The organism is Zestosphaera sp., from assembly GCA_038843015.1.
In the GTDB taxonomy this organism is placed as follows: Archaea; Thermoproteota; Thermoprotei_A; order Sulfolobales; family NBVN01; genus Zestomicrobium.
Map to the genome: position 1 here is coordinate 35,254 of JAWBSH010000003.1, position 21,940 is coordinate 57,193.

Annotated in this window: 24 protein-coding genes and 1 tRNA gene; 8 read left to right on the forward strand and 17 right to left on the reverse strand. The window is 42.9% G+C overall.

Annotation, left to right across the window (positions count from 1 at the left end; genetic code table 11):
• The first annotated feature begins 210 nt into the window (after positions 1-210).
• The 3 genes from QXL29_02885 (at position 211) to QXL29_02895 (ending at position 2,809) form a co-directional block, all read left to right on the forward strand.
• Complete coding sequence (locus QXL29_02885) at positions 211-1,374, forward strand: radical SAM protein (protein ID MEM2283540.1); 1,164 nt, start codon at positions 211-213, stop codon at positions 1,372-1,374.
• A 69-nt stretch (positions 1,375-1,443) separates the two neighbouring features.
• Positions 1,444-2,340, forward strand: coding sequence for a cation diffusion facilitator family transporter (locus QXL29_02890; GenBank protein MEM2283541.1), 897 nt, complete (start codon positions 1,444-1,446; stop codon positions 2,338-2,340).
• A gap of 148 nt (positions 2,341-2,488) precedes the next feature.
• Positions 2,489-2,809 (forward strand): hypothetical protein, encoded by a 321-nt coding sequence (locus QXL29_02895; protein ID MEM2283542.1) that lies wholly within the window; start codon positions 2,489-2,491, stop codon positions 2,807-2,809.
• Between the two features lie 69 nt (positions 2,810-2,878).
• On the opposite strand, the gene QXL29_02900 is transcribed toward QXL29_02895, so the two are convergent.
• The 6 genes from QXL29_02900 to QXL29_02925 all read right to left on the reverse strand — a co-directional run bounded on the left by QXL29_02900 (position 2,879) and on the right by QXL29_02925 (position 7,291).
• On the reverse strand, positions 2,879-3,130 hold the full coding sequence (locus tag QXL29_02900) for a hypothetical protein (protein MEM2283543.1): 252 nt from the start codon (positions 3,128-3,130) through the stop codon (positions 2,879-2,881).
• Positions 3,131-3,244: 114 nt separating this feature from the next.
• Positions 3,245-3,778 (reverse strand): 2-oxoacid:acceptor oxidoreductase family protein, encoded by a 534-nt coding sequence (locus tag QXL29_02905; protein MEM2283544.1) that lies wholly within the window; start codon positions 3,776-3,778, stop codon positions 3,245-3,247.
• A complete protein-coding gene (locus tag QXL29_02910; protein ID MEM2283545.1) occupies positions 3,775-4,611 on the reverse strand; it encodes a thiamine pyrophosphate-dependent enzyme in 837 nt (278 codons plus the stop codon). The genes QXL29_02905 and QXL29_02910 overlap by 4 nt, the downstream gene beginning before the upstream one ends.
• Positions 4,602-5,726, reverse strand: a complete 1,125-nt coding sequence (locus tag QXL29_02915) for a 2-oxoacid:acceptor oxidoreductase subunit alpha (protein MEM2283546.1) — start codon at positions 5,724-5,726, stop codon at positions 4,602-4,604. Before QXL29_02915 ends, QXL29_02910 begins: the two co-directional genes overlap by 10 nt.
• A complete protein-coding gene (locus QXL29_02920; protein ID MEM2283547.1) occupies positions 5,723-5,992 on the reverse strand; it encodes a 4Fe-4S binding protein in 270 nt (89 codons plus the stop codon). The genes QXL29_02915 and QXL29_02920 overlap by 4 nt, the downstream gene beginning before the upstream one ends.
• Before the next feature lie 606 nt (positions 5,993-6,598).
• Positions 6,599-7,291 (reverse strand): hypothetical protein, encoded by a 693-nt coding sequence (locus QXL29_02925; protein ID MEM2283548.1) that lies wholly within the window; start codon positions 7,289-7,291, stop codon positions 6,599-6,601.
• 52 nt (positions 7,292-7,343) lie between these two features.
• Here QXL29_02925 and QXL29_02930 point away from each other — a divergent pair, with 52 nt between their 5' ends.
• On the forward strand, positions 7,344-8,066 hold the full coding sequence (locus QXL29_02930) for a DUF2208 family protein (protein MEM2283549.1): 723 nt from the start codon (positions 7,344-7,346) through the stop codon (positions 8,064-8,066).
• 86 nt (positions 8,067-8,152) lie between these two features.
• Here the strand turns inward: QXL29_02930 and QXL29_02935 are convergent, their stop codons facing one another.
• The 4 genes from QXL29_02935 to QXL29_02950 form a co-directional block, all read right to left on the reverse strand.
• Positions 8,153-8,479, reverse strand: a complete 327-nt coding sequence (locus QXL29_02935; protein ID MEM2283550.1) for a hypothetical protein — start codon at positions 8,477-8,479, stop codon at positions 8,153-8,155.
• Positions 8,480-8,561: 82 nt separating this feature from the next.
• Positions 8,562-9,119: an inosine/xanthosine triphosphatase gene (yjjX, locus tag QXL29_02940; protein MEM2283551.1), complete on the reverse strand. Its 558-nt coding sequence runs from the start codon at positions 9,117-9,119 to the stop codon at positions 8,562-8,564.
• A 72-nt stretch (positions 9,120-9,191) separates the two neighbouring features.
• Entirely contained in the window at positions 9,192-9,947 is a 756-nt protein-coding gene (locus QXL29_02945; protein MEM2283552.1) for a PAC2 family protein, read from the reverse strand.
• 33 nt (positions 9,948-9,980) lie between these two features.
• Positions 9,981-10,724 (reverse strand): orotidine 5'-phosphate decarboxylase / HUMPS family protein, encoded by a 744-nt coding sequence (locus QXL29_02950; GenBank protein ID MEM2283553.1) that lies wholly within the window; start codon positions 10,722-10,724, stop codon positions 9,981-9,983.
• A gap of 505 nt (positions 10,725-11,229) precedes the next feature.
• Between QXL29_02950 and QXL29_02955 the strand changes: the two genes are divergently transcribed.
• Positions 11,230-12,159, forward strand: coding sequence for a winged helix-turn-helix transcriptional regulator (locus tag QXL29_02955; protein MEM2283554.1), 930 nt, complete (start codon positions 11,230-11,232; stop codon positions 12,157-12,159).
• A 12-nt stretch (positions 12,160-12,171) separates the two neighbouring features.
• Here the strand turns inward: QXL29_02955 and QXL29_02960 are convergent, their stop codons facing one another.
• The 6 genes from QXL29_02960 to QXL29_02985 all read right to left on the reverse strand — a co-directional run bounded on the left by QXL29_02960 (position 12,172) and on the right by QXL29_02985 (position 18,905).
• Entirely contained in the window at positions 12,172-13,500 is a 1,329-nt protein-coding gene (locus tag QXL29_02960) for a 4Fe-4S binding protein (protein ID MEM2283555.1), read from the reverse strand.
• A gap of 5 nt (positions 13,501-13,505) precedes the next feature.
• Complete coding sequence (locus QXL29_02965; protein MEM2283556.1) at positions 13,506-14,795, reverse strand: nickel-dependent hydrogenase large subunit; 1,290 nt, start codon at positions 14,793-14,795, stop codon at positions 13,506-13,508.
• On the reverse strand, positions 14,785-15,438 hold the full coding sequence (locus tag QXL29_02970) for a 2Fe-2S iron-sulfur cluster-binding protein (GenBank protein ID MEM2283557.1): 654 nt from the start codon (positions 15,436-15,438) through the stop codon (positions 14,785-14,787). The genes QXL29_02965 and QXL29_02970 overlap by 11 nt, the downstream gene beginning before the upstream one ends.
• A gap of 5 nt (positions 15,439-15,443) precedes the next feature.
• The gene (locus tag QXL29_02975; GenBank protein ID MEM2283558.1) at positions 15,444-17,264 is read right to left on the reverse strand and encodes an NADH-ubiquinone oxidoreductase-F iron-sulfur binding region domain-containing protein; all 1,821 of its coding nucleotides are present in this window, start codon (positions 17,262-17,264) and stop codon (positions 15,444-15,446) included.
• 5 nt (positions 17,265-17,269) lie between these two features.
• Complete coding sequence (locus QXL29_02980) at positions 17,270-17,839, reverse strand: NAD(P)H-dependent oxidoreductase subunit E (GenBank protein MEM2283559.1); 570 nt, start codon at positions 17,837-17,839, stop codon at positions 17,270-17,272.
• 175 nt (positions 17,840-18,014) lie between these two features.
• Positions 18,015-18,905, reverse strand: a complete 891-nt coding sequence (locus QXL29_02985) for an AbrB/MazE/SpoVT family DNA-binding domain-containing protein (GenBank protein MEM2283560.1) — start codon at positions 18,903-18,905, stop codon at positions 18,015-18,017.
• Between the two features lie 108 nt (positions 18,906-19,013).
• On the opposite strand from QXL29_02985, the gene QXL29_02990 reads away from it, so the two are divergent.
• A complete protein-coding gene (locus tag QXL29_02990) occupies positions 19,014-20,228 on the forward strand; it encodes a pyridoxal phosphate-dependent aminotransferase (protein MEM2283561.1) in 1,215 nt (404 codons plus the stop codon).
• Between the two features lie 198 nt (positions 20,229-20,426).
• Here the strand turns inward: QXL29_02990 and QXL29_02995 are convergent, their stop codons facing one another.
• Positions 20,427-20,603 (reverse strand): ribbon-helix-helix domain-containing protein, encoded by a 177-nt coding sequence (locus QXL29_02995; protein MEM2283562.1) that lies wholly within the window; start codon positions 20,601-20,603, stop codon positions 20,427-20,429.
• Positions 20,604-20,765: 162 nt separating this feature from the next.
• Between QXL29_02995 and QXL29_03000 the strand changes: the two genes are divergently transcribed.
• Together QXL29_03000 and QXL29_03005 are read left to right on the forward strand one after the other, a co-directional pair.
• Positions 20,766-20,876, forward strand: a tRNA-Leu gene (locus tag QXL29_03000).
• Positions 20,877-20,898: 22 nt separating this feature from the next.
• A complete protein-coding gene (locus tag QXL29_03005) occupies positions 20,899-21,927 on the forward strand; it encodes a DUF711 family protein (protein ID MEM2283563.1) in 1,029 nt (342 codons plus the stop codon).
• Positions 21,928-21,940: the final 13 nt, after the last annotated feature.

Consider the following 21,940-nt stretch of genomic DNA (forward strand, 5'->3'; position numbering starts at 1 on the left):
AAGTTTTTGAAGCTTAAAAACCTTACAAACCACGCAAACAACCCAAACGAGCATCAAAAAGGAAACAGTCCTCAAATATTCTTACTAATTCGTGAGTCGAGGGCTCGCCTGTATAGGTAGTTTTTAAGCTTTCACGCACTATCTCGGCAATTTTAGTGTGGTGCTTGTAGCGTCTTATAAGTCTTGAAAAAATATTCTTGTTGGTCTCATATGAGGGAGTATTTGAGATACGTCGAGTTTGTAAGACCTGACTCGGTAAGAGTTTGGAGAAGCGATAAAGTTAGAGAAAGGCTCTCATGGTATTATTCTGTGATGCGGGGGGCATCGCCTCCTAAGTACTTGATAGTTAAGAGTATATCAATAGATTTCAAGAAAGATGAATTAACCATGTTGAGTATTGATGAATTATTGAAGGAGCATTCAAGACTGCAGAGAGTTTTTGATGAGTTATGGAATGAGGTTAAGGAGTCTAAAGACTCTTGGAAGTATGTGAGGAATAAGGTGGTTGAGAGACCTTCATTTCTGGACTTGAAGATAGAATTAGCTGATAGGCTTGCAAGCCCGTGCAGACTCTGTGAGTGGAAGTGTAGTGCTTTAAGGAGTGAGGGTAGGATGGGATACTGTAGAGTTACAGGACTTAACGCGTACGTCGACACATTCTTTCATCACATGGGGGAGGAGGCCCCCTTAGTTCCTTCAGGCACTATATTCTATGTAGGTTGCAACTTCAGGTGTGTGTACTGCCAGAACTGGAGTATAAGTCAGCGAGAAGGACTGCCCTCAGAAGAAAAAACTCCTGAAGAATTAGCAGATATTCAAAAGTGGCTTGCGTTAAACGGCGCTATAAACATAAACCATGTGGGCGGAGATCCTACTCCAAACATACCGGCTATACTGAAGTCACTTAAGTATCTAGATATTAGGACTCCTCAATTATGGAATAGTAATATGTACTTAAGTAGTGTGGCTATGGAACTCGTGAGAGACGTAATAGACATATGGTTGCCAGACCTCAAATATGGTAACGATTCTTGCGCTCTCAAATACTCTATAGTCAAGAACTATTTTGAAGTAGCGTCCAGGAACATAAAAATAGCTCATGACTCGGGTGATGTCATAATAAGACACCTAGTACTACCTAACCATGTGGAGTGCTGCACTAGGAATGTGCTTAAGTGGATCTCAGAAAGTGTTAGAAGGGCCTTAACTAATATAATGGATCAGTATAGGCCTGAGTACTTAGTTGTTAGACAGCCTGATAAGTGGGGTGAGATAAGGAGGCGTGTTAGTACTGAGGAACTCAAGAGGGCTTTTGAGCTAGCTAGAGAATACGGTTTTGAGGGCCCTGTTGAGGATTTATGGTATCTAGAATAAGCTTAATTAATGGTTACATTCATATTTGTTGGTGCCGAAACTGTATTCAGAGAATAGGTGTTTGAGTTTATGAGAGCGGTCCATGCCTCTTTCACTCTTAATCTGGCATCACTTATGCTGAAATTAGCTAGTGCACTTAACGCTACCTCAGTAGCTGTCAATGCAGAGTTTCTTCACTCTCTAGGCGATACTATAGGCTCAGGACTTTTAGTTTTTGGGCTCTCTATAAGTAAGAAAAGCCCTTCTGCAAGGTATCCCTTTGGCTTTGGTAGAGCTATATATGTTTTCGGTTTAATAACGTCAGCTATTCTAGGAGGGTTTCTCTTCGCAATAACGTCTACTTCCGGCGTCCAGCAACTTATCTTAATGGAGGAAGTGTCTTCTTCCACGCTTTCCGTCACATCTCTTACGCTCGCGTTTATACTGGACCTGGCAGTGCTTTCTTGGAGTTTAATAGAGCTTAGGAAGATGCCGAAAGACCCTGCATCCAGGGGCGCGCTAGTCGAGAACCTCTCTGACTCGGTTGGTGAACTCGCGGCCCTCATATCACTAACTACCGGCAATCCCTGGATTGACGGGGTGGGAGCTCTAATAGTTTCAGCTATCTTACTCTCGTCTTCTGCCCTCCTTAGTTACAGGTATTTTGAGGTTCTAGTAGGTAAGTCAGCACCCAGAAACGTGGTTGGTAGGGCAGTCAAGATTGTTTTGTCAGATCCTAGAATAGTTGACGTTAATGACGTGAAGTCCTTATTTATAGGTCCTGACGAGTACCTTATTGTCTTGCAGGTTGAGGTTTCAGAAACTACTAGCGTGGAGGAGGTAGATAGCATAAGGAGAGAATTAAGCGAGAGAATCCGTGAGGGACTGCCAGAAGTAAAGCACGTGATAATAGAGTTCCATAAACCAACCTCACCTCCGATGAGTTTTAAGAAGATACTTAAGGAAATAATTACTTTAGGGGATTAGCGTAATTACATATTTCTCTAGGTTTCCTGAGTGCCTTAACAGCAATCAATGTATGTCGCATTTGTCGTGATGAAGCTGGCAAAATGCCTGACTCTTTATAAGGTAATGAAGTGCTCTAGATGTTTTAGGGAGTTACTTGACATATAGTGTGTCAAGTAAGAATGAAGTTAGCGAGTTCGTACACGAAGAAAAAGAGACTCCTGAGGAAGTTGTTGATAGGTTCGGTCTAGTGATGAAGGTGGATAGTAAGGGTCGTGTAGCCGACGTGATAGTCAACGCCCCTACGAAAGTTGTGGATCCTGAAATAGTAGCTAAGATATCGCTTATAATGAGTGTTCTCGCCAGGAATTTACTTAACTACGTTAATTCTCAGAGGATTGAGGAGATTAACGTGAGTTTTAATAATGGGATGCTCTTGATAATACCTGAAGATAACGATATTAGAGTTGCCTTAATAACCTCAACTTAGGCGAATTCAAGAAAGCTGGTGCTCTCAAGTACTGGTAGTGTAGTTACAAAAATCAAAATATTTTAATTCTTAAATCCCTCTCGCGTGCTTGGAGGTGTTTCTGTTTTCTTTAATCTTTGGTAGTTTAACTACCTCAACAGCAATCCCGTCTTCTCTCTTCTTAAGTGTGACTTCTTGTAGTACCTCTCTATAGCCACAGGCTCTACACTTAATGACGTACCTAGCTACCTTATACCCATTACTCAATTCGACCTCCCCGTAGTAGGTCATAGGTTTGCCGCAAGTAGGGCATCTTGCTCCGTTAGTGCTGCTTAGCGTCACTGTTGTCACCCTGTTGCTAGTCCTCAGTTCTTCAAAATAGTATTTGATTTAATGAGTAAATAAGTTCATTACATAAATATATTTTTATGAGGAGTTCCCGATAATTACGAAAATCTAATCTAGTGTGAGGCCAGTCTTCAAAGCTTTAATATTTATCTCATGTAGGTTCTCAGAAATAATTTCTTTTAACGCTTTCTCTACATGCTCAACTTTCTGCACTCCTGTTTTAGCTATTAGATGTCCTAGAGCCACTATATTAGCCACTCTAGAAGTTCCTACGTTTTTCTCAGCTATCTCGTTATATGGTTTTAAGAAAACTTTTTGAGTTTTGTAGGGGTGTTCCTCACCGAATGAAGAGTTAATGAATACGTAGGCATTCTCTTTCAAAATTTCTGAATATTTCGTTAGGTTGTAGGGGTACATGAAGAGTGCTATGTCAGCATTTAATACTCTCACATAATCTATTTCTTCAGGGTTGTCAGATATTACTAGGTCTACGCGTGACTCCCCTCCTCTAGTTTCGGAAGCGTATGCTTCCACACTAGTTACGTATAGACCAGCATATTTGGATGCTGCAACTCCTATCACGCGACCAAGTAATAGAATTCCCTGACCTCCTCTACCAACGATGAGCATCTCTACTTTCATTTCGATATCCCCTTAACCCTGTCTAAATAACTTGGATTATCACGAATTAAATACTCTCCTACAACTAAGCCTTTCTCCCAATCAGGGTCTGACTCATCAACGCTGGGTGATTGCTTAACAACTATCTTACTCTTTAGAGAGTTATATAGAGTGAGGGGGTCTCTTATACCTATGTGTCTACCGAACACTTCAGGACATGTTGAAAGTATTTCTATAAACCTAAAGCCTCTCATACCTAGAGCTTTATACACGTACTGCTCTACTAGTATGGGATGCGTAACTGAAGCCCTAGCTACGTAGTTAGCGTTAAGAGAGGAGACTACTCTGATTACATTTAAAGGTGGTTCAGGGTTCCCGTGGGGGGTCGTGGTAGTGTATAGACCGAGCGGTGTTGTAGGAGCTACTTGACCTCCAGTCATTGCATAAACAAAGTTAGTTATCATTACGACTATCAAGTCCATGTTTCTCTTAGCGGCATGGAGTAAGTGATTACCTCCTATACCGGCTATGTCGCCGTCGCCCCCGATAACTATCACTTCTAGTTCGGGCTTTGCTAGCTTAGCGCCCGTGGCAAAAGCTATGGCTCTACCGTGTAGGGTGTGCGCAGCGTCAAAATTGACGTAGAAGGAAGTTCTTGCGGAGCAACCGATGCCTGTGACGAAGACTACGTTCTCTTTTTTAAGAGTACCCTCTTTAATTCTCTTATCTATTGCTCTCATCACGCCTCCTAAAGCTATTCCAATCCCGCATCCGGGACACCATATATGCGGTAGTCTCGTAGTCCTTAAGTACCGGTCCAGTGGGTGGGAGTTCTCTACGTCACTCACAACCACTTCTTAACACCCTCTACAATATCTTTTGGCTCAGGTATTTCTAAATCTAACAACGATAGAGGAATGACCTTATTATCTTCAGCTACTCTCTCGACGTCATATAATAACTTACCCGTATTATTCTCTACAACAAATACTTTCTCAGCCTTGTCACAGTACTTCTTAAGAGTTTCAAGTTTAAGAGGCCATAAAGTCTTGAGTCTAAGTAAGCCAGCCTTGATGCCTGACTTCCTAAGGATCCTAACAGCTGCTAATGCTGATCTGGCTGTAGACCCAAATGAAACTAAGAGGTATTTATAGTCGTCGCTATAATAAGCTTCTATCTCAAATATTGAGTCAACCTTATTTAAAATCTTGTTGGTAATCCTGTTGATGAGACTACGATATGTTGCTTTATCTTGCCTGTAAAAACCTCTCTCATCATGTACTAATGACTCAACTAATACGCTATAACCTTCGCCAAAAGTCGCCATAGGCGGTACTAAGTCATCGTCTGGCTTGTAAGGTAAGTATGTGTCTGGCGGAACACTAGGCTTTTTCCTGTTGATTATCTCTATTTCATCAGGCTCTGAAATGAGTACAGACTCCCATAAATGCGCGATTACAGCGTCTGAGAGCAATATTACTGGAGTTCTCAGAGACTCAGCTATGTTGAACGCTTTTATAGTTAGGTCATAAGCCTCCTGTGCAGACCATGGCGCGAGAACCGGAATCACGTAATCTCCGTGAGCGCCGTATCTCACTTGCATGACGTCACTCTGAGAAGTCTTTGTAGGGACCCCCGTAGAGGGTCCCGCTCTCATGATGTCCGCAATGACTACAGGCGTCTCAGTTATTACGGCGAGACCCAGCGCCTCAAGCATGAGTGAGAATCCAGGACCTGACGTAGCTGTCATAGACTTAACTCCGGCCCATGATGCGCCTATTGCGGCATTTATTGATGCGATCTCATCTTCAAACTGCATAGTTACTCCCCCAATTCTAGACAGCTTCTCAGCCAGGTACTCCATAATCTCGGAAGCAGGTGTTATTGGATAACCAGCGTAAAATCTCATGCCAGCAGTTATAGCGCCTTCAGCTATAGCTATATTACCTGAAATAAAGGATTTTTTCATTTCCTGAGAACCTCCACAAAAACTGCGAAGTCGGGACAACTATATTCGCAGAGTCTGCAACCAATACATTTCTCGATATTTGCTGGGAGAGGATATCTGAAACCATACTCATTATATTTGCTACCTCTCACTAAGACTTTAGTAGGGCAAACACCTATACATATACCGCATTCCTTACACCTACTCGTTACTATACTGACACGAAATCGCGCATTAGAAGCACTCACTAATTTCGTGGTGGTTGAGGCATACGTAGGTAATCTCATCACCCTATAATACTTTAATTAGAATTAAAAAAGATTCTGTTAACACCTAAACTGGTTTAAAGTTCATAGGTAATATTTAAACACCTCTCATCAAGTCTCAGGAGGATAGTATAGTTGATGAATTCAATTAACTAGGAGAATATATCAACAACATACCTGACGTATGGGGTGAGAGACTTAAACAGAAGCACCCAACGTATTATCAGTAATTGATGATATATCTCGAGTCCAGTACTACGCAGGATAGGATTAACGCGCCCAAGATCTGGCGCGAGACTAAATAATCAAGGAGTAGGCTGTTTTTATGTTTTTGTGGTGGTCTAAACTAATTCATAAGCTATGGAATGCCTGGTTAAAGGGGTTTGGGTTTCATGTTGTTTGTTATTTATCCTTGGCTTCACAGACCTCGAGACGACCTCGACTCACAGCCCCTTACTGAGTTCATTGCTGTGGGGGACCCCACATCCTGGCGTTGAATGTCCTGCCCGCCCAAGTCTTCACTACTTACTCACATTGTAGGCAGGCTCAACCCACAATAAAGTATCAACTCTTGCAAGCCTTCAAGAAACCCGAAACAGCTACACGAGGCTTCAAACAACCAAGTTTTTAGAGTACCTTAGCCAGCTTAAGAAGATGTGATGGAGGAAGTAAGATCAGGAAGCCTTGGAGTTTTGGCGTATTAAATACTTCATAAACCTTTCTGCAATCGCATACGCTATCATGACCAGATAAGAAATCCTTAAGAAACTCCTCGAACATGTTAGGCGATTTTATATACATGTAACTAGCTATTAAGAGGACTAGATACAAGTCCCAACCCATGTGCGGAGGTTCTGCCTCAGATAGTGCCTGTTCCGCGTCTATAACGTAAATTAAGTCGTTAGTGCCTACCAGAAAATTAGTTAGTTTGACGTCTCCTAAAGCCCACCCTTCTCTATGGATCTCTCCTAAAACTCTACCTAAGTTATTTGCATCAATGTCTATATCTAGCATCCTGCCCTCCACGTACTCACGCAATATTTTATGGTTCTCTTTATCAACTTCAACTATCTTAGGTGTCTTAAAGAATCTCCATTCCTTACTGAAGAAAGCAAGTTCTCTCTCCAGCCTCTCGGCAGGGTCGTACGTGAAGGGGTAAACAAAACTTAAGAAAGTGCTTAGAGGAAACCACTTGAATGACGACTTCTCTCCTGTGAAGCTTTTGAGCACGTACTTCACACCAGACCTCTCAATAATCTCAGACTGTGAAACCATCTTATCTAGCAAAGCAATCAGTCCTAACCTATTCACCTCACTCAACCTAACATAGTAATTTATTACCACGTAATTAAGTTTCCTTAGGGTGAGTGCAGTGGCATACTACCAAAGTAAGAAACAACTAGTTTTCTCGCTCGTATACTCTCAAGTACTTATCCTCAGTCTAGCCATAATAAACGTGTTCTACCCTCAATACTATCAGTACACCTTCATAGTGTTCTTCATAGTAGCGATACTCTTCACTAGCTGGAGTGTAAGAAAGTCGAGAATAGGTAGCGGTATATCACCGAGCGAGGTTAAGACTGGCAGACTACTCTTCAAAGCATCAAGAAATGACGTATTAGAACTTCAAGGCAAGGACACAGAACTAGTTTCTGAGCTGAAGCCTATGCTTAAAGTCTCGCTACTCAATCTAGCGATATTCCCAGTATTTATGATATGGTACTGGTGGTATTTCGACTTCATCAGAACACTAGCTATAGAAGCAACCGAACATAGGTTTTTAGCATATCTGATAGGCTATGAAGTGCCTTATGGCCTCGTTCAAATCATGAATCTAGCTGGGAGGAGAGCTGTCAAATCTTTCGTGCAAGTCGTCTCAGAATATGAGGTCTACGATAAGGGGATCGTGGGGGCCGGAATCACTTTGAAATTCCCTCTAAAAACTGACCAATATAGAGTAGAGTACAACACGAAAAGAATGTACGTAGACCTGATTCAGACTTCCAGTAGCAAAACATCTGTTAAGCTTAGATTCTACACGAAAAATCCTGAGAGACTTTACGAAGTATTAAGGAGGTACGCCTTAACTACTTAAGAAAACTAGCTGAGAACAGAACAACAATAAGATATGAGTTACAAGCCCATAAACGACTAGCAATTCTCAGCAAGTTCCCTTAAATATTATTTCATAGCATTACTACTACGTGCGTTATCTAGAGAAGATAGTAGGGCTAGACCCTTACTACTTAGTCTTACTCGCGTTTCTTTCTCTTTATTCTCCACTACAATTAGCCCTACTTGAGCCAATAGCGTTAGGTCATTCTCTAAGTCTTTAGAGTAGGGGCCGAAAGAATACTTCACGAAGTCGTAACCGAACCTAACTCCTCTCTCGCTCTGCAATTTATAGACTATCTTATGAAGCTCCAGCAAGCCACTCAAGTTCTCGTTTTCTTTAATTATCCTTAACAACCACAAAAGGGGTAACTTACTTTCTAACATTTTACTCACATAACAACTCTGTACTTCATAACCATATAAAAGACTTTAGCCACACTCACGACTCCTAAGTTTCTCAAAATTCTCGCGCGTCTCAAGCTTCAAGAGATTCTAAGCTATTATTGTATGCCTCTTCATTCACCCATCTCAGCAAAGCCATCAAAACAGATAGTCGAGTCAAGTGAGTCCTGTTTAATAATCCCTTAGAGAGTAAGTGGATAACTCCCTCACGTTCACCAATATCTTCGATGTTGTAAGTTTTAGCAACAGCTTCTTCTAATTCTCTAACCTCATTCCTCACAATTAACCTCATTAACTTATCTGGTATTTGAAATCCGGGTGAGAAGCCTATCGCTTGACGCCCTCTTAAGTCTCTGACTATAGTTACCTGCACGTCCACATAAGTATTAGGCATTACTTCTATTATTCCCGCCTCAACACCTACGTAGAAGTCACAGTCCTTGCGCGATAATGAAGTATGAACTCTCCTTAAAGCTCCTTCAAGAATCTCGTTAAGACCTACAGGTTGAGGTCTTAAGTCTCTAGACTCGACACTAACTAACTCTATGTCTCCAATATTGAATGCTTCTCTGAAGGCCTGTTTTATGCCTTCTAGCTTCGAAGGATTCTTAGTACCGGCGCAGACCCTCATGAAAGACTCACCTAAAATACTTTGAACTAAACTCTTATAACTGAGGACATACGTTAAGTAAGTTTAAGAGTCTTACATTATCTCTCTAGACTCTCTCCTCTCAGCGCCTTTACCCATAAGCTTACTCACTTGCGAGAGCGTTGCTTTAATTCTCGACTCAACTACCTCCGCGTGACTTAACAAGTCCTCAGTAGATACTCTGATTTTTAGGTAGTTCTTAAGCAAGTCTACGACGGACTTAACAGCCCTGAAGTCAACTTCATTAAACTCTACTATAGTTGACCAAGTCTCGCCTAACATGACAGCACTCCTAATGCCATAATAGGAAGCCCACCCAACTATTATGCCGTTAACTCCTGTTATGACTCCTTCCTCAAGAATATTACCGCCTAAACTACTTAACTCAGCTAACAAGCCCTCATCATTTCCTGCTATGAAAACCCTCCTTGAGTCGCTGTATTCAGGAACCACGTAAGCAGCAGTAGCGATGAGTGAGGCGGGCTTCCCCCTACTCATTATGTGGTTTAACAACTCAACACATATCTCATGCTGTCCGTCCGGGTTTTGAGGCTGTGTCTCTCCAGTAAACACTAGAAAATTATTGACTTCATATAAGCGACCCGTAAAAAGCGTTGAAATTCCCCTCCTATTAACGACTAGTTGCGAAGGAAACGTTGTTGAGTAGAGCTCAGCAACTAAGTCGCCCCCTATCTTCTCTAGTATGTAGTTTACTGAGGCATAACCGACTCTGCCCATTCCCGGCAAGCCAATGAGTAAGTGCTTATCCTTACTCTCATACTCTTTTAATACTTTCACCTTAGTTACCATCTTATTACCTCTATTTCAAGTTGTTTTGCTAAGTTATAAAGGATACTCTCGTAGCGACACGCACTCACCTCTCCTGCTCTCTACGTACACCCTCTGAGACGAAATTATCTCCCTAGTAGCACTCTCAGGATTCGTTGAGAGAGTTATTGCCCTCCCAACTACTTCCGCGTCAGCGCCAGAACAGATGCCCTCACCAGGTTTCGCACCCATCCTCAATATACCTGAAGCTAGAATCACGTGCCTCTTTCCAAAGCTAGACCTAATCTCCCTAATCATGAAGCCCTTACTAGCAGGTATTATTAGTCCTGAAGCGTCAGTCAAATTCACTACATTCTTAATTAAATGGTAAGACTGGTCAATAACTTCCCCAGCTCCCTCATGAGGTAGAGACACCTGAAGGAATAGTTCCATCCCCAACTCCTTAACTCGCGAAGAGAGAGGTTCTAGGGCCCCCTTATACCCAACAAAAGCGTGAGACACAACACCCTGAAAGCCCGCCACAGAAAGCTCATCTACAACTGGTAACATGACGTCGGCGATATCAGCTAGCTTCAGGTCCGCAATGAAGTAGTACTTATCTCTACGACTGCTAATCAAGTTACTTATGTTTTTGAGGCCGTACCTAAGCATATAAGGCAAGCCAATCTTAACGCCGGACACATAATCATAGATTCTGTCAAGTAACGCATCTAATCTAACTATGTCTGGAGGCGGGTAATTTACTGCGAGCACTATAGTTCTCTCACTATCTCTCAAAATCCTGTGTGCGGACAACACTATACACCAACATATTTTCTAACCACACTTAAAAACACTTCCTGACAACTGACCCCCTTCCAGTCCCGGGAGACAAGAGTCCCCAAAATAAGGGTTTGAGGCCACATCGTTTCTCAGCAGATGACTGCTCATAAGCTTTCACGTTTCTTCGTATCCAGCCTCCCAACCATCCGCCTCTCAACGATCCCCCAGAACTCCTCACTGCAGAATATAGCTGTTTCGGGTTTCTTGAAGGCTTGCAAGAGTTGATACTTTATTGTGGGTTGAGCCTGCCTACAATGTGAGTAAGTAGTGAAGACTTGGGCGGGCAGGACATTCAACGCCAGGATGTGGGGTCCCCCACAGCAATGAACTCAGTAAGGGGCTGTGAGTCGAGGTCGTCTCGAGGTCTGTGAAGCCAAGGATAAATAACAAACAACATGAAACCCAAACCCCGGTTAATTAGTGTGATTAAATATTTATACTGATTTTCTGAGAATTCTTATAGTGTGAGGAGGGTTTACGATTGCTTGGTGGAAGACATTGCTTAATTATCTTAACAATTGGTTTGTTGTTGTTTGGAGGCCTAGCTTTAAAAGCTTCTGACGGTCTAAGATATACGTACATTCTCTATCCTGACGGACACGCTCATGTCAAGGTGGTGTGTAACGTGTCTGGGAAAGAGTTTCTAGAACTTAAACTTGAGAGAGGATACGTGAACGAGACAATTATGGCTTTCTCCGATAGTGGGATGCCCCTGCCTTACATATTAAGTCCTGACGGGAAGATAGTTGTTGATGTCAGTAACCTGAGTAGCGTGACTATAGAGTATGAGGCAGTAGTAGGGAGCGTATTCACTGAAGTTCAGGTTAACGTACTTATAAATCCGTTAGGTCCTGCCGACGTAATACTACCACCTAATTCTGCTCTCTTATACTTTAGTGGCTCACCACAAATAACTACAGTTAGCGACTCAACAGGTAAGCAGTTTTATTTAGTTCTTAGTTATGATAGCGCAGGCACGTATGAAGTTAGTTTCCTACTACTCCCTCGGACAGAGCTCCCCACCGAAACACTCAGCTCTCAAACAACTCCCCCCTCTAGCGAGGCCGGAGCATTCGATACTCTTATTTTCATTTTGGTAGGTGTGGCGGTAACGGCTTTGCTAGGATACTTTATTATAAGGAGAAGACTTGAGAAAACGTCTGAAATAGAGCCTCTACTAGAGCATGGTTTTGACGAACGTGACAAGGCGATTCTTAAAACGTTGAGTAGTGGCGAGGCTACTCTATCAGACTTGAGCAAGGCAGTAAGACTAAACAAGTCTGTTGTTTGGAGGAGGTTAGAGAGGCTTAGAGAATTGGGATATGTTGAGAAAGGCTATTCTAGAGGCAAGTCTATATATAGATTGACACAAAAAGGATCGAAAATCCTTAAAGACCTAGACAATCAGTAGACTTTCAGAGTCTCAGTCCTTCTTAGTGTACAGTCTTTCAAGCAAGTCTCTCCTGTTCACCCACACCTTCGTTAAATCTCTATTCTTACTAACCGGCTGTCCCCCACCTAAGAGGCAGCCCCCTGGACACGCCTCAAAAACTACTTTCTCAGCATGTTTAGCACGATCTGAAAGAATCTGTTTTAGATTCTTAAGTTCGCTAACTACTACTACACCTTCCCTAAAATCTAGTATTTCGTCAGGTCTCTCTGCACCTAACCTCTCCACGCCTAGTTCTCTTATGAGTGACTGAAGTTCGCGCGTAGTTAGTGAATTTACTATATTTCTCCATGAGAGACACTGAGTTATGTAGACAGCGTCTTGAGGTATTCTCGGCGTGAGTAAACGGACACGATATTCAGGGACGTGCTTACTAAGTATTGAGTACTCCACGGGTGATCTAGCCAGAACATCATTTTCTGCATTGTTTTTAACTTCACACAGACTTGAGTATACGAACACCCTTGAAAACCCAATAATCTTGAGAGCAGAAATTACCTGCTCTAACTCGAGATTGTCTGACTCCATAAGTGATGCTAGTGCTTCAGGCTCTATATAAGCTATTCTCAAGAAACCCTCACGGACCTTATCTAACAAATCTTTTGTTTTAGTCTTAAGGCTTATGGCTCCCACGGGACAGTAAGCAAAACAGAGTCCGCAATTAATACACCCAGCATTTTCTAGTGGTTCTTGATATGGTGTAGAAATCGTTGTTTGCACTCCTTTGAAAACATAGTTTAACACTCTAGCGCCTACTAACGAACACGCTTCAACACATCTACCACAAACAACACACTTAGAAGTGTCTATCTCAATAAGTGAGCCGTCAATTCTAAAGCTATCTCTACCGACTTTGCTAAACCTTCTACTACTAACGCTGATTAAGTTACCGTCAGCCAGCTCTTTCAGTAACTTAATTAACTCGCTAGTGTTTATTGGACACCCCCTAACGTGATAATCTACCTTGACGTAGTGACTTACTGGTTTAGAGAAGCTTGCTTCAGCTCCCGGCTTTTTTATGCCTGCCTGAACGCCTCCCAGTATCGCGCAAGCACCCACAGCTATCAAAATCTTAGATTTCATTCTTGTCCTGGAGAGTATTTCTAGGTCTCTGCTTGACACTACGGAGCCTTCAATTAACGCAACATCATATGCTTCTACTTGTTTCTTTAGACCCAGTAATGGCCAGAAAACCAACTCAACGTCGAGTTTCTTCAAGAAGTCTAAGAATCCCTCACTTAAGAGATTATACTGACACCCGTCACAACCTGCGAGAGGCACTACGGCTAGCTTGAGAGGCACTCAACTCACCTCTTCTTAATTACGTGTACCGCACACGGGATACACGGGTCGTAGGCTCTAATCAGCGCCTCAACAAGCTTCTTAACTAAGGTGTCATCATAATCTCTCTCATTATCTATTAAGCCCCTTATTAAGGCCTCACTACTAACTTCCAGGTGTTTCGAGAACATTACGGTAGGCGTTATTATGTCTGCCTTAACTACTCTCAACTCAGGACTTAACTCGTAGTAGTGTATTAGAAGACCCCTGGGAGCCTCGATGACTCCGACCCCGAAACCGCCTCTAAAGTTGTTGTCATGTTTTACTCTCTTAATCTTTTCCATTTCTAGAGAAGTTAGAGCCTGCAACAAGCTCTCGTATATGAGTAGTGACTCGATTATCTTAGCATATATGTTAGAGAAGGGGTTCTCCTTGAAGAACGCCTCATAATTAGTTATTAAGTACCTAAGCTCGTTAGTTGTGTTGAGTCTACCTCTTCTTAGATAATTGAGTAGCCTAGCTCTAGCACCAGTATAGAAGACTTTCTTACCTGACATTAAGCACTTCTTGCTTGTTGATGAGTCTAGGTATTGCTCGACGAAGATTTCACGATAATTTCCGTGAATAACGTAAGTGTTTCTGAGTGTGTCTATGACGTAAGGTCCTCCCACAGGCACTGTCACGTTTGGAGACTCTCTTAAGGAAGCGTATTCTGGAGAGGGATCTGTGAGTTCAGGCAATTCAACACTTAAAACCACGTTAGCTAGTTCTCTCAAATCATTATTCAAGCTCCTCAAGAGACTTAAGATTTTCTCAATTACCGTGGGCTTTACGTCTATAGTGAAACCCCCTGGTAGGTAGGTATTCGGGTTAGTTAGTCTGCCTCCCAACAAATTCAAAGCTTCGGTGACTACTCTGTTTACCCTGAGCAACGTACTCACGTACTTATCGCTCCTGACTAAGTGCTCATAATCCGGTAGGACCAGGAAGCCGAGATGCATTATGTGATTCTGGAGAATCTGTAGCTTATTACATGCGTCCCTGAGTGTTGCCGTAGTTTCGTCTACCTTAATTCCCAGGGCTGACTCAATCGCCAGGTTAGATGCCCAGAAGTGGGCGTGACTGCAGACCCCGCACACTCTAGAAACTACGTAAGGTACTTCCCAGTATTTGCGTCCCTCAACTAATGATTCGAAGGACCTGGGACTAGCTAAGCTGTTGTACTCTACTCTAACATTCTCTCCCTCGATCTCGATGACGACTTCTGATTCTCCAGCAACTCTAACAATCTCTGAAGAGAAGAATTTAGTAGTTATTGCTACTCACCTCCTCTATAAGTCTCCGAAGATTTTGCGGTAAGTAAGTCCAGAAGAAACTTACTAATGACTTAAGTTCACTTAAGTCTATGTTGCCGTTATAGAGGTTTTTAAGAGCCCAGGCCCATACGTCCTCACTTACAATATAGCCTCTGCACCCAATACATGGAGAACCCCTCCTAGGGCATTCAGCCTCGCAGCCAGCCACCGTTAACGGACCTAGACACGGAATACCCTTCAGCACCAAGCAAGAGTGCTCACGTAGTGAGCACTCACTACATACCGGAATACCTTCTACTCCTAGTTTTTTACTGAGGTCAAGCAACTCACACGCTCCTTTCCTCACGCAAGACCAGCACTTAATTTCGTGCGTAGCTAGAAGTAATTCTAAGTTGATCTTCCTTAATTTTCTTAAATCACTATCATCGACTATGATTTTAGCGTTTTCAGATACAGGGAACTTACATGCTGGCACAACCCTCCCGTTAACTTTCACGACACATATTCTGCAAGTAGCCTCGTTAAAAAGTCCTTTAAGGTAACATAGGGTAGGGACTTCATACCCAGCTTTCTCTATGGCATCAATAACTAGGGTGCCGGGAGGTACGTCAACTTCGTAATTATTCACGTAAATCTTAACCATAGAAATCACACCTTCGTCACGGCCCCGAAGGGGCAAGCTATTAAGCACTGACCACACTTGATGCAGCGATTATAGTTTATTACGTGTGTTTTGCCGGGGGAACCGCTGATCGCGTTTGCAGGGCAGTTCTTAGCACATTGCGTACACCCTCTACATTTAGAGGGGTCTATCTCATACCTCACTAGCTTAGAACATACTTTAGCAGGGCACTTCTTCTTAATTACGTGGTCTTCGTACTCGCTTCTGAAATATCTTAGCGTAGATAGTATGGGGTTAGGTGCTGTTCCCCCTAATGCGCATAGAGATGATTTCGCAATGCTTTCTCCAAGCTCTTTCAAGACCTCAAGGTCTTCTAAGGACGCGTCCCCTGACGTAATCTTCTCAAGCACTTCACTAATGACCTTCATTCCTATTCTGCAGGGTAAGCACTTACCGCAGGATTCCGCTAAAGTGAAGGAAGTGAAGTATTTAGCTACATCAACCATGCAATTAGAGTCGTCTATTATGACTAATCCTCCGGAACCCATTATAGCGCCATAAGACTGCAGAGTTTCATAATCTAGTTCTAGGTCTAGCAAGTCAGCCGGTATGCACCCGCCGCTTGGACCACCTATTTGGACTGCCTTAATAGCTCTCCCGTCTGGTGGCCCTCCAGCCAACTCATATACTAATGTCTTGATCTTAGTGCCTATAGGGACCTCATACACGCCGGTCTTCTTGACCGACCCAGTCACGCAAAACATTTTAGTTCCTTTAGATTTCTCAGTACCATACTTAGTGAATTCCTCTAAACCGACCTGGAAGATAGTCGCTACGTGAGCTAGTGTCTCGACATTATTTATGACTGTAGGCTTACCCCACAAACCGCTTGTTGCTGGGTACGGGGGTCTCTGTCTAGGTCTTGACCTACCTTCTATCGCTGCTATAAGAGCAGTCTCCTCACCGCATACGAAAGCGCCGGCACTCCTATAAACCTCCACATCAAAACTGAAGTCAGTGCCTAGTATCTTCTCGCCTAGGAAGCCATAGTCTCTGGCTTGGCTAGCAGCCATCTCTAGCCTCTCAGCCATTAGAGGCTTCTCAGCCCTCACGAATATGTAGCCTCTAGAAGCCCCTATAGCGTATCCTGCTATGATTAACCCTTCTAAAACTCTATGAGGGTCTGACTCGGCCAGCAACCTATTCATGAACGCTCCCGGGTCTCCCTCATCACCATTACAGATCACGTACTTGACATCACTCTTCTGCTCGTACGCTACTCTCCACTTATACCAAGTGGGGAAGCCAGCCCCTCCACGACCCCTAAGACCGGACTTTCTCACTACTTCAATCACGTCTTCTCTGCTTAGCTTAAGTGCCTTCTTAAGACCTGAGTAACCGCCAGTTCTTATGTAATCTTCTATTGACTCAGGATCTACTAGACCACAATTCCTGGAAACGAACCTGACCTGAAGTTTCCACTCAGGGAGAGAATCAAGCGTCGGTACATTCTTGAAGTCGTGAGTTCCTCCTCTGATTACCAAAGCACTACTCAAATTCCCCTTGACATATTCTCTCACTATCTTCTCAACTTCTTCTGGCTTAACGTTAGCATATATAGCTGGCGGAGCCCCCCTCATTTCTAGTTCTATCCATGGATCCAAGTAACAGAGACCCATGCACCCAACTTTCTTAATTGTAGCTTCAAGACCTAACTTCTCTAAAGTTTTCTTAACAGACTCAAGCACTCTGCTAGCGCCGGCTGCTAGAGTGCAACTAGCTAGAGGTACCTTAACAGTAAGCACATCAGCTCTTTGAAGACCTGCGTCAACCGTCAAGACCTTCATCACTTCTAAGCCTTGTCTATATTTGACAGCGCTCTCGTCCTATAACCTAGAGCTACTTTCTTGCTCTCAGCTATGTTTAGCCTGCCGTGCACGTACCTCTCACTCTCGTCTGACGAGGTGACCATTATTACCGGAGCCAGACTACAACAACCGAAACACCTAGCTTTCTCTACGGTTATCGCGCCGTCTCTTGTAGTGTTTTCTCTCTCTTTCAAGTTGAGTGCTTTCTTTATAGATTCGTAGATCTCCGGAGACCCCTTAAGATAGCATGCTGTGCCAAAACACACGTGAATTACGTATGTTCCGAGGGGTTCTAGCCTAAACTGATGATAGAAAGTAGCTACGTTAAGAATTTCAGACAGTGGTATACCTAGCTTGTTAGATAGTGCTTCAAGAGACTGTCTAGGCAAATAATGAAACTCTCTCTGTATTTCTTGAAGCATGTTAATTAACTTACTTCTATCAACGCCATACTTATGAATGACTCTGTCTACTGTACTAAGGTACCTCTCAGAATCTAACGTAATGTCGGCGCGTGATAACAGACGAGTCTTTTGTTCACTCACAGCACGCATGCCTAACCTCCAACTTATACTGGGGACACATTCTATATAAGGAGAATTTAATTAAACATACTTTCAGGTAAGTAAATTTAATTAAGAGGGTCTGCTTGAGGGGGACTCCTTATAGTGTTCTTATTTCTGTTGCTTCCGTCTTAAAAGGCAATCTAGGTTTTCAGCTACTGGTTTTCTACACTTTAGGGTAGAAGTGCTTACATCTACACGCTTTATTTCTTATACAACGTCCTAGAACAAGTTCTGAAATCTTTGATATCAGGTATGAACACCTCTCACAGAAATCAGACTCTACGTCCACGTTTTTAAGTAGCTTGAGTACGTTACTAGCCGTATTGACTGCCGTGTCTATGTCTTGCACTAGTAAAGCATTTATAGATCCTTCAGTCAATTCAATGAGCTTCTCAACGCATTTAACCTCTGAAGAAGTAAGTTCTCGGGCGTTGATGAACGTGTTAACTAATTCTTTCACATACTCTATAGAGAGTAGCAGGTCTATGGCTTCATAAGGCTCGACGCTATTCTCGGCTAAATTGAGTTTCAGGCTTCTTAAGAAGTGCAGGTAAATTCTCATAAACTCTCTGTGGTACATTGTGGCTTTCTCGTAATCTCTGTTGACGAGGCTTTCTAGTATTTCAGTAGTTATAGACTCTATAAGTTTTAGGGTGGAGGTTATGTCTGTCTTCACGTCATCGAATATTATCTCGTGTATTCTTGAGTTCGGGTCTGCCCTGAGCATGAACATAGAGATGCTTTCTCTAAGTTTTTCAGAAATTTTGAGTAGTTCAGTATACTCAGCTCTCACTTTGACTCTAGTGACTCCCTCAACATATGATGCTATGAGTTTTCTTAGAGCTAGGTCTGGTTCTTCAATCTCGATTAATATGTTGATGTTTTCTGGCTCCTCCTGAGTATGCGGCACTATAGTTATTTTAGAGCCATCAAAGATTAGACCGATCTCGTCTCCAGGTCTTACGCCTATAGAATCTGCCCACTTCTTAGGTATGACTACTGATAAGGAACCTTTACCTATTAAGCCAATCTTCTTGACTATCTTCTCAGTCATAGAGCCTAACCCAATTAATACGTTAATTATCAAGTCTTAAAAGATTCTGCCTGAAGCAAGTCTCAACGGCTTTAATTCCTGCGCTTAAGATATTATCGGTTGAGAACGGTGAGAAAGCCTACCCTCGATTATAATGTAGTCTTGGACGAATTGTCTGGAGAGAAGGCTTTCCAGTACATCTCGCGTGCCCGTGAGTTAGCATCTAAAGGTTTTGACGTGATATCTTTTGGGGTTGGTCAGCCAGACGTACCTACACCTCAGTTCTTAGTAGATGAGGGTAAGAAAGCTCTTGACGAGAGGTTCACAGGATATACGGAGACAGAAGGCATTAAGGAGTTGAGAGACACGGTGGCAGAATACCTCAACACGCGTTATGGAAGTGACGTAAAACCTGAAGAAGTCGTGATAACTATAGGTACTAAGGGTGCGGCATACTTGGCTATGGCTGCTTACGTGAGACCTGGCGATGAAATCATTGTGACAGACCCTACTTACCCTGTTTATTCTGAATTGCCTAAGTTCCTCAACGCTAGGCCTGTTTACGCCCCATTAAGGTGGTTAGGTGAGGAGTCTGGGTTCTCTCTAGACGTGGACTTGATACATGAGCTGATAACGAGCAAGACTAAAGGCATAGCTATAGTTAACCCGCACAATCCTACTGGAGCAGTCTTTAGTAGTAAGGAGATCGAGGAAATCATGGACTTAGCTAGAGACTATAACTTACTCGTGATAGCTGACGAAATATACGATAACTTCCTCTACGAAGACGCTGACTTCAAGTCTTTCATGAGCTTCCCTGATTGGAGAGACCACGTACTCTACTGTAACGGGTTTTCCAAGACTTTCTCGATGACTGGGTGGAGGCTGGGTTACCTAGTTGCTAGGCGGGAAGTCACTAAAGCACTAACTAAGCTAGCAGTGAATACTTGGTCTTGTCCCCCCTCAATAGCTCAGAAAGTCGGTATTAAGGCTTTAAAAAGTGACTGGAGCTCCGTTCAGGAAATGGTGTCGTTATTTGATAGAAGGAGGAAGACCATATGTAGAGAGTTAAGGCAAGTTAAAGGATTTGAAGTGTGGTGTGGTAAGGGGGCTTTCTACCTATTTCCGAGAATCTCGAAAATCTTGGAAGCTACTGGATTAGACGTAGAGACTTTCGTGACTAACTTAATGGAGAAAAAACACGTTGTAGTGCTTCCTGGAACAGCTTTCCCTAAAGAATTCGGCAAAGATTTTATTAGGTTTAGTTATGCGGTAAGCGAAGAGAGGATAGTAGAGGGAGTTAAAAGAATACGTGAGTTCATAGAAGAAATAACTTTAAGTTAAGGTAAGTATTTTAAAGTAGTGTTAGTTTATTTTTGTGGATGAGGAAAGCTAGGTGCTACAGAATTAATGAAGAGAGAACCCCCGACTGACGCATGAGTAGCTTGGCGTACTCACGTCATTTTCGCAGAAGCTTCTATAGAGAGAGGGAATGAGTATCTAAAACAACGTAATTAAACAGTTGTGAGTAACTACCGTATTCTAGTATAGGCAGACTTTTCTTGGTCTAGACCTCCTACTTTTGTTTTTGTTGTTAGGGTTTATGTAGTGATTTAGAGCGTCTCTTATAATTTCAGACCTATTTTTACCACTCCTTAGAGAGTAGATGTCTATGCACTCAATCAATTCTTCAGGTAGCCTGACGGTAACAGTCTTCATTTAGTTCACTACTAAGTAATTCTCTGTAGGTTTAGATAAGCTGAGGAGTAGAATTTTTCCTTAGAGAGAGGTCACTGAAAGTATCGTTTTAAAGTAGCTATTGAGAGACTGTATTCTCGGTAGTAAAAGTTTATTTGATTTGTTTCTTAATTCTTACTTGGTGCGGGGGTGCCCGAGCCAGGTCAAAGGGGGCGGGCTCAAGTCCTCCGGCAGCAAGAGCGGGAGACCCGCTGGCGTAGGCCTGCGTGGGTTCGAATCCCACCCCCCGCACCAGTAAAGAGGAGGTTGATGAGCGTTGATAATACGTGCCTTAACCTTAATGTATGACGAGGTTCAAGACTTGAACGAGTTAAGAAAAGACCTAGAATTGAGTGAGAAAGCTTTAGCTGGTATTGGCTTTACTCCATGGACTGTCAGAGTTACGTTGCCTAACGAGGTCTCTCAAGACGTGATTAAGAAGTTGTGTGGTAGTAGGTACTTGTTCTCTGCATATCATTCTAGAGTTAGTGACGTGAGTAGGGAGTCTTTAAGAAAGATCTTGGAATGTAGTAACGCGTTCGCGACCCTCCTAATCTCAAGCTCCGACGAAATACCTAAAGCTTCAGAACTACTCGTGAGTATAGTTAGCGAGTTAGGCGCTGACGCAGCTACTAGACTAGGCTTCACCATAGGTGATTACGTAGAAACTCCCTACTACCCTCTCTCAACTTCTAGGAGGTATGGAGCTTCTGTCGCTTTGAGGTACGTGAACGACTTCCTGAGATCTCTTAGAGCGCACAAGACTCTTGAGAATGCTTACAGTGAAGTAGGTGAGAGTCTTAAGAGATTAGACAAGATACTGGATTCTGCGTTTAAGAATATTGGGATACCGTATTTAGGAATAGACGTTTCTCTTTCTCCCTGGATGGATGAGTCCGTAGTACCAATAATAGAACACTTAAGCGGCGTTCCTTTCCCTAACGCCGGCAGTGCTTGGGGGATAAAGAAATTGAATAATTTGCTTCAGGAACTAAGCAGAGAAGTTAAGTCTATAGGGTTTAACGAAGTAATGCTGCCTGTAGGAGAAGATAACAACCTCATGAAGTTAGTTAGGGAGGGCTCTCTAAGATTGCCTCATTTAACGTTCTTGACTGCTTACTGCCTAGTAGGAGTTGACATGGTAGCTTTGCCAGGAGGTGTAGAAACAGTTGAGCACGTCTTGAAGGACGTGCTAGCAGCGTACGAGGTGAAGAAAAAACCTGTTGGTGTTAGGGTTATACCGTCCTTCGATAATAAGGAAGTACACATAGATAGGTTCGGCACCATACCAGTCATTTCAACGTGAGCTTGAGTCAGGT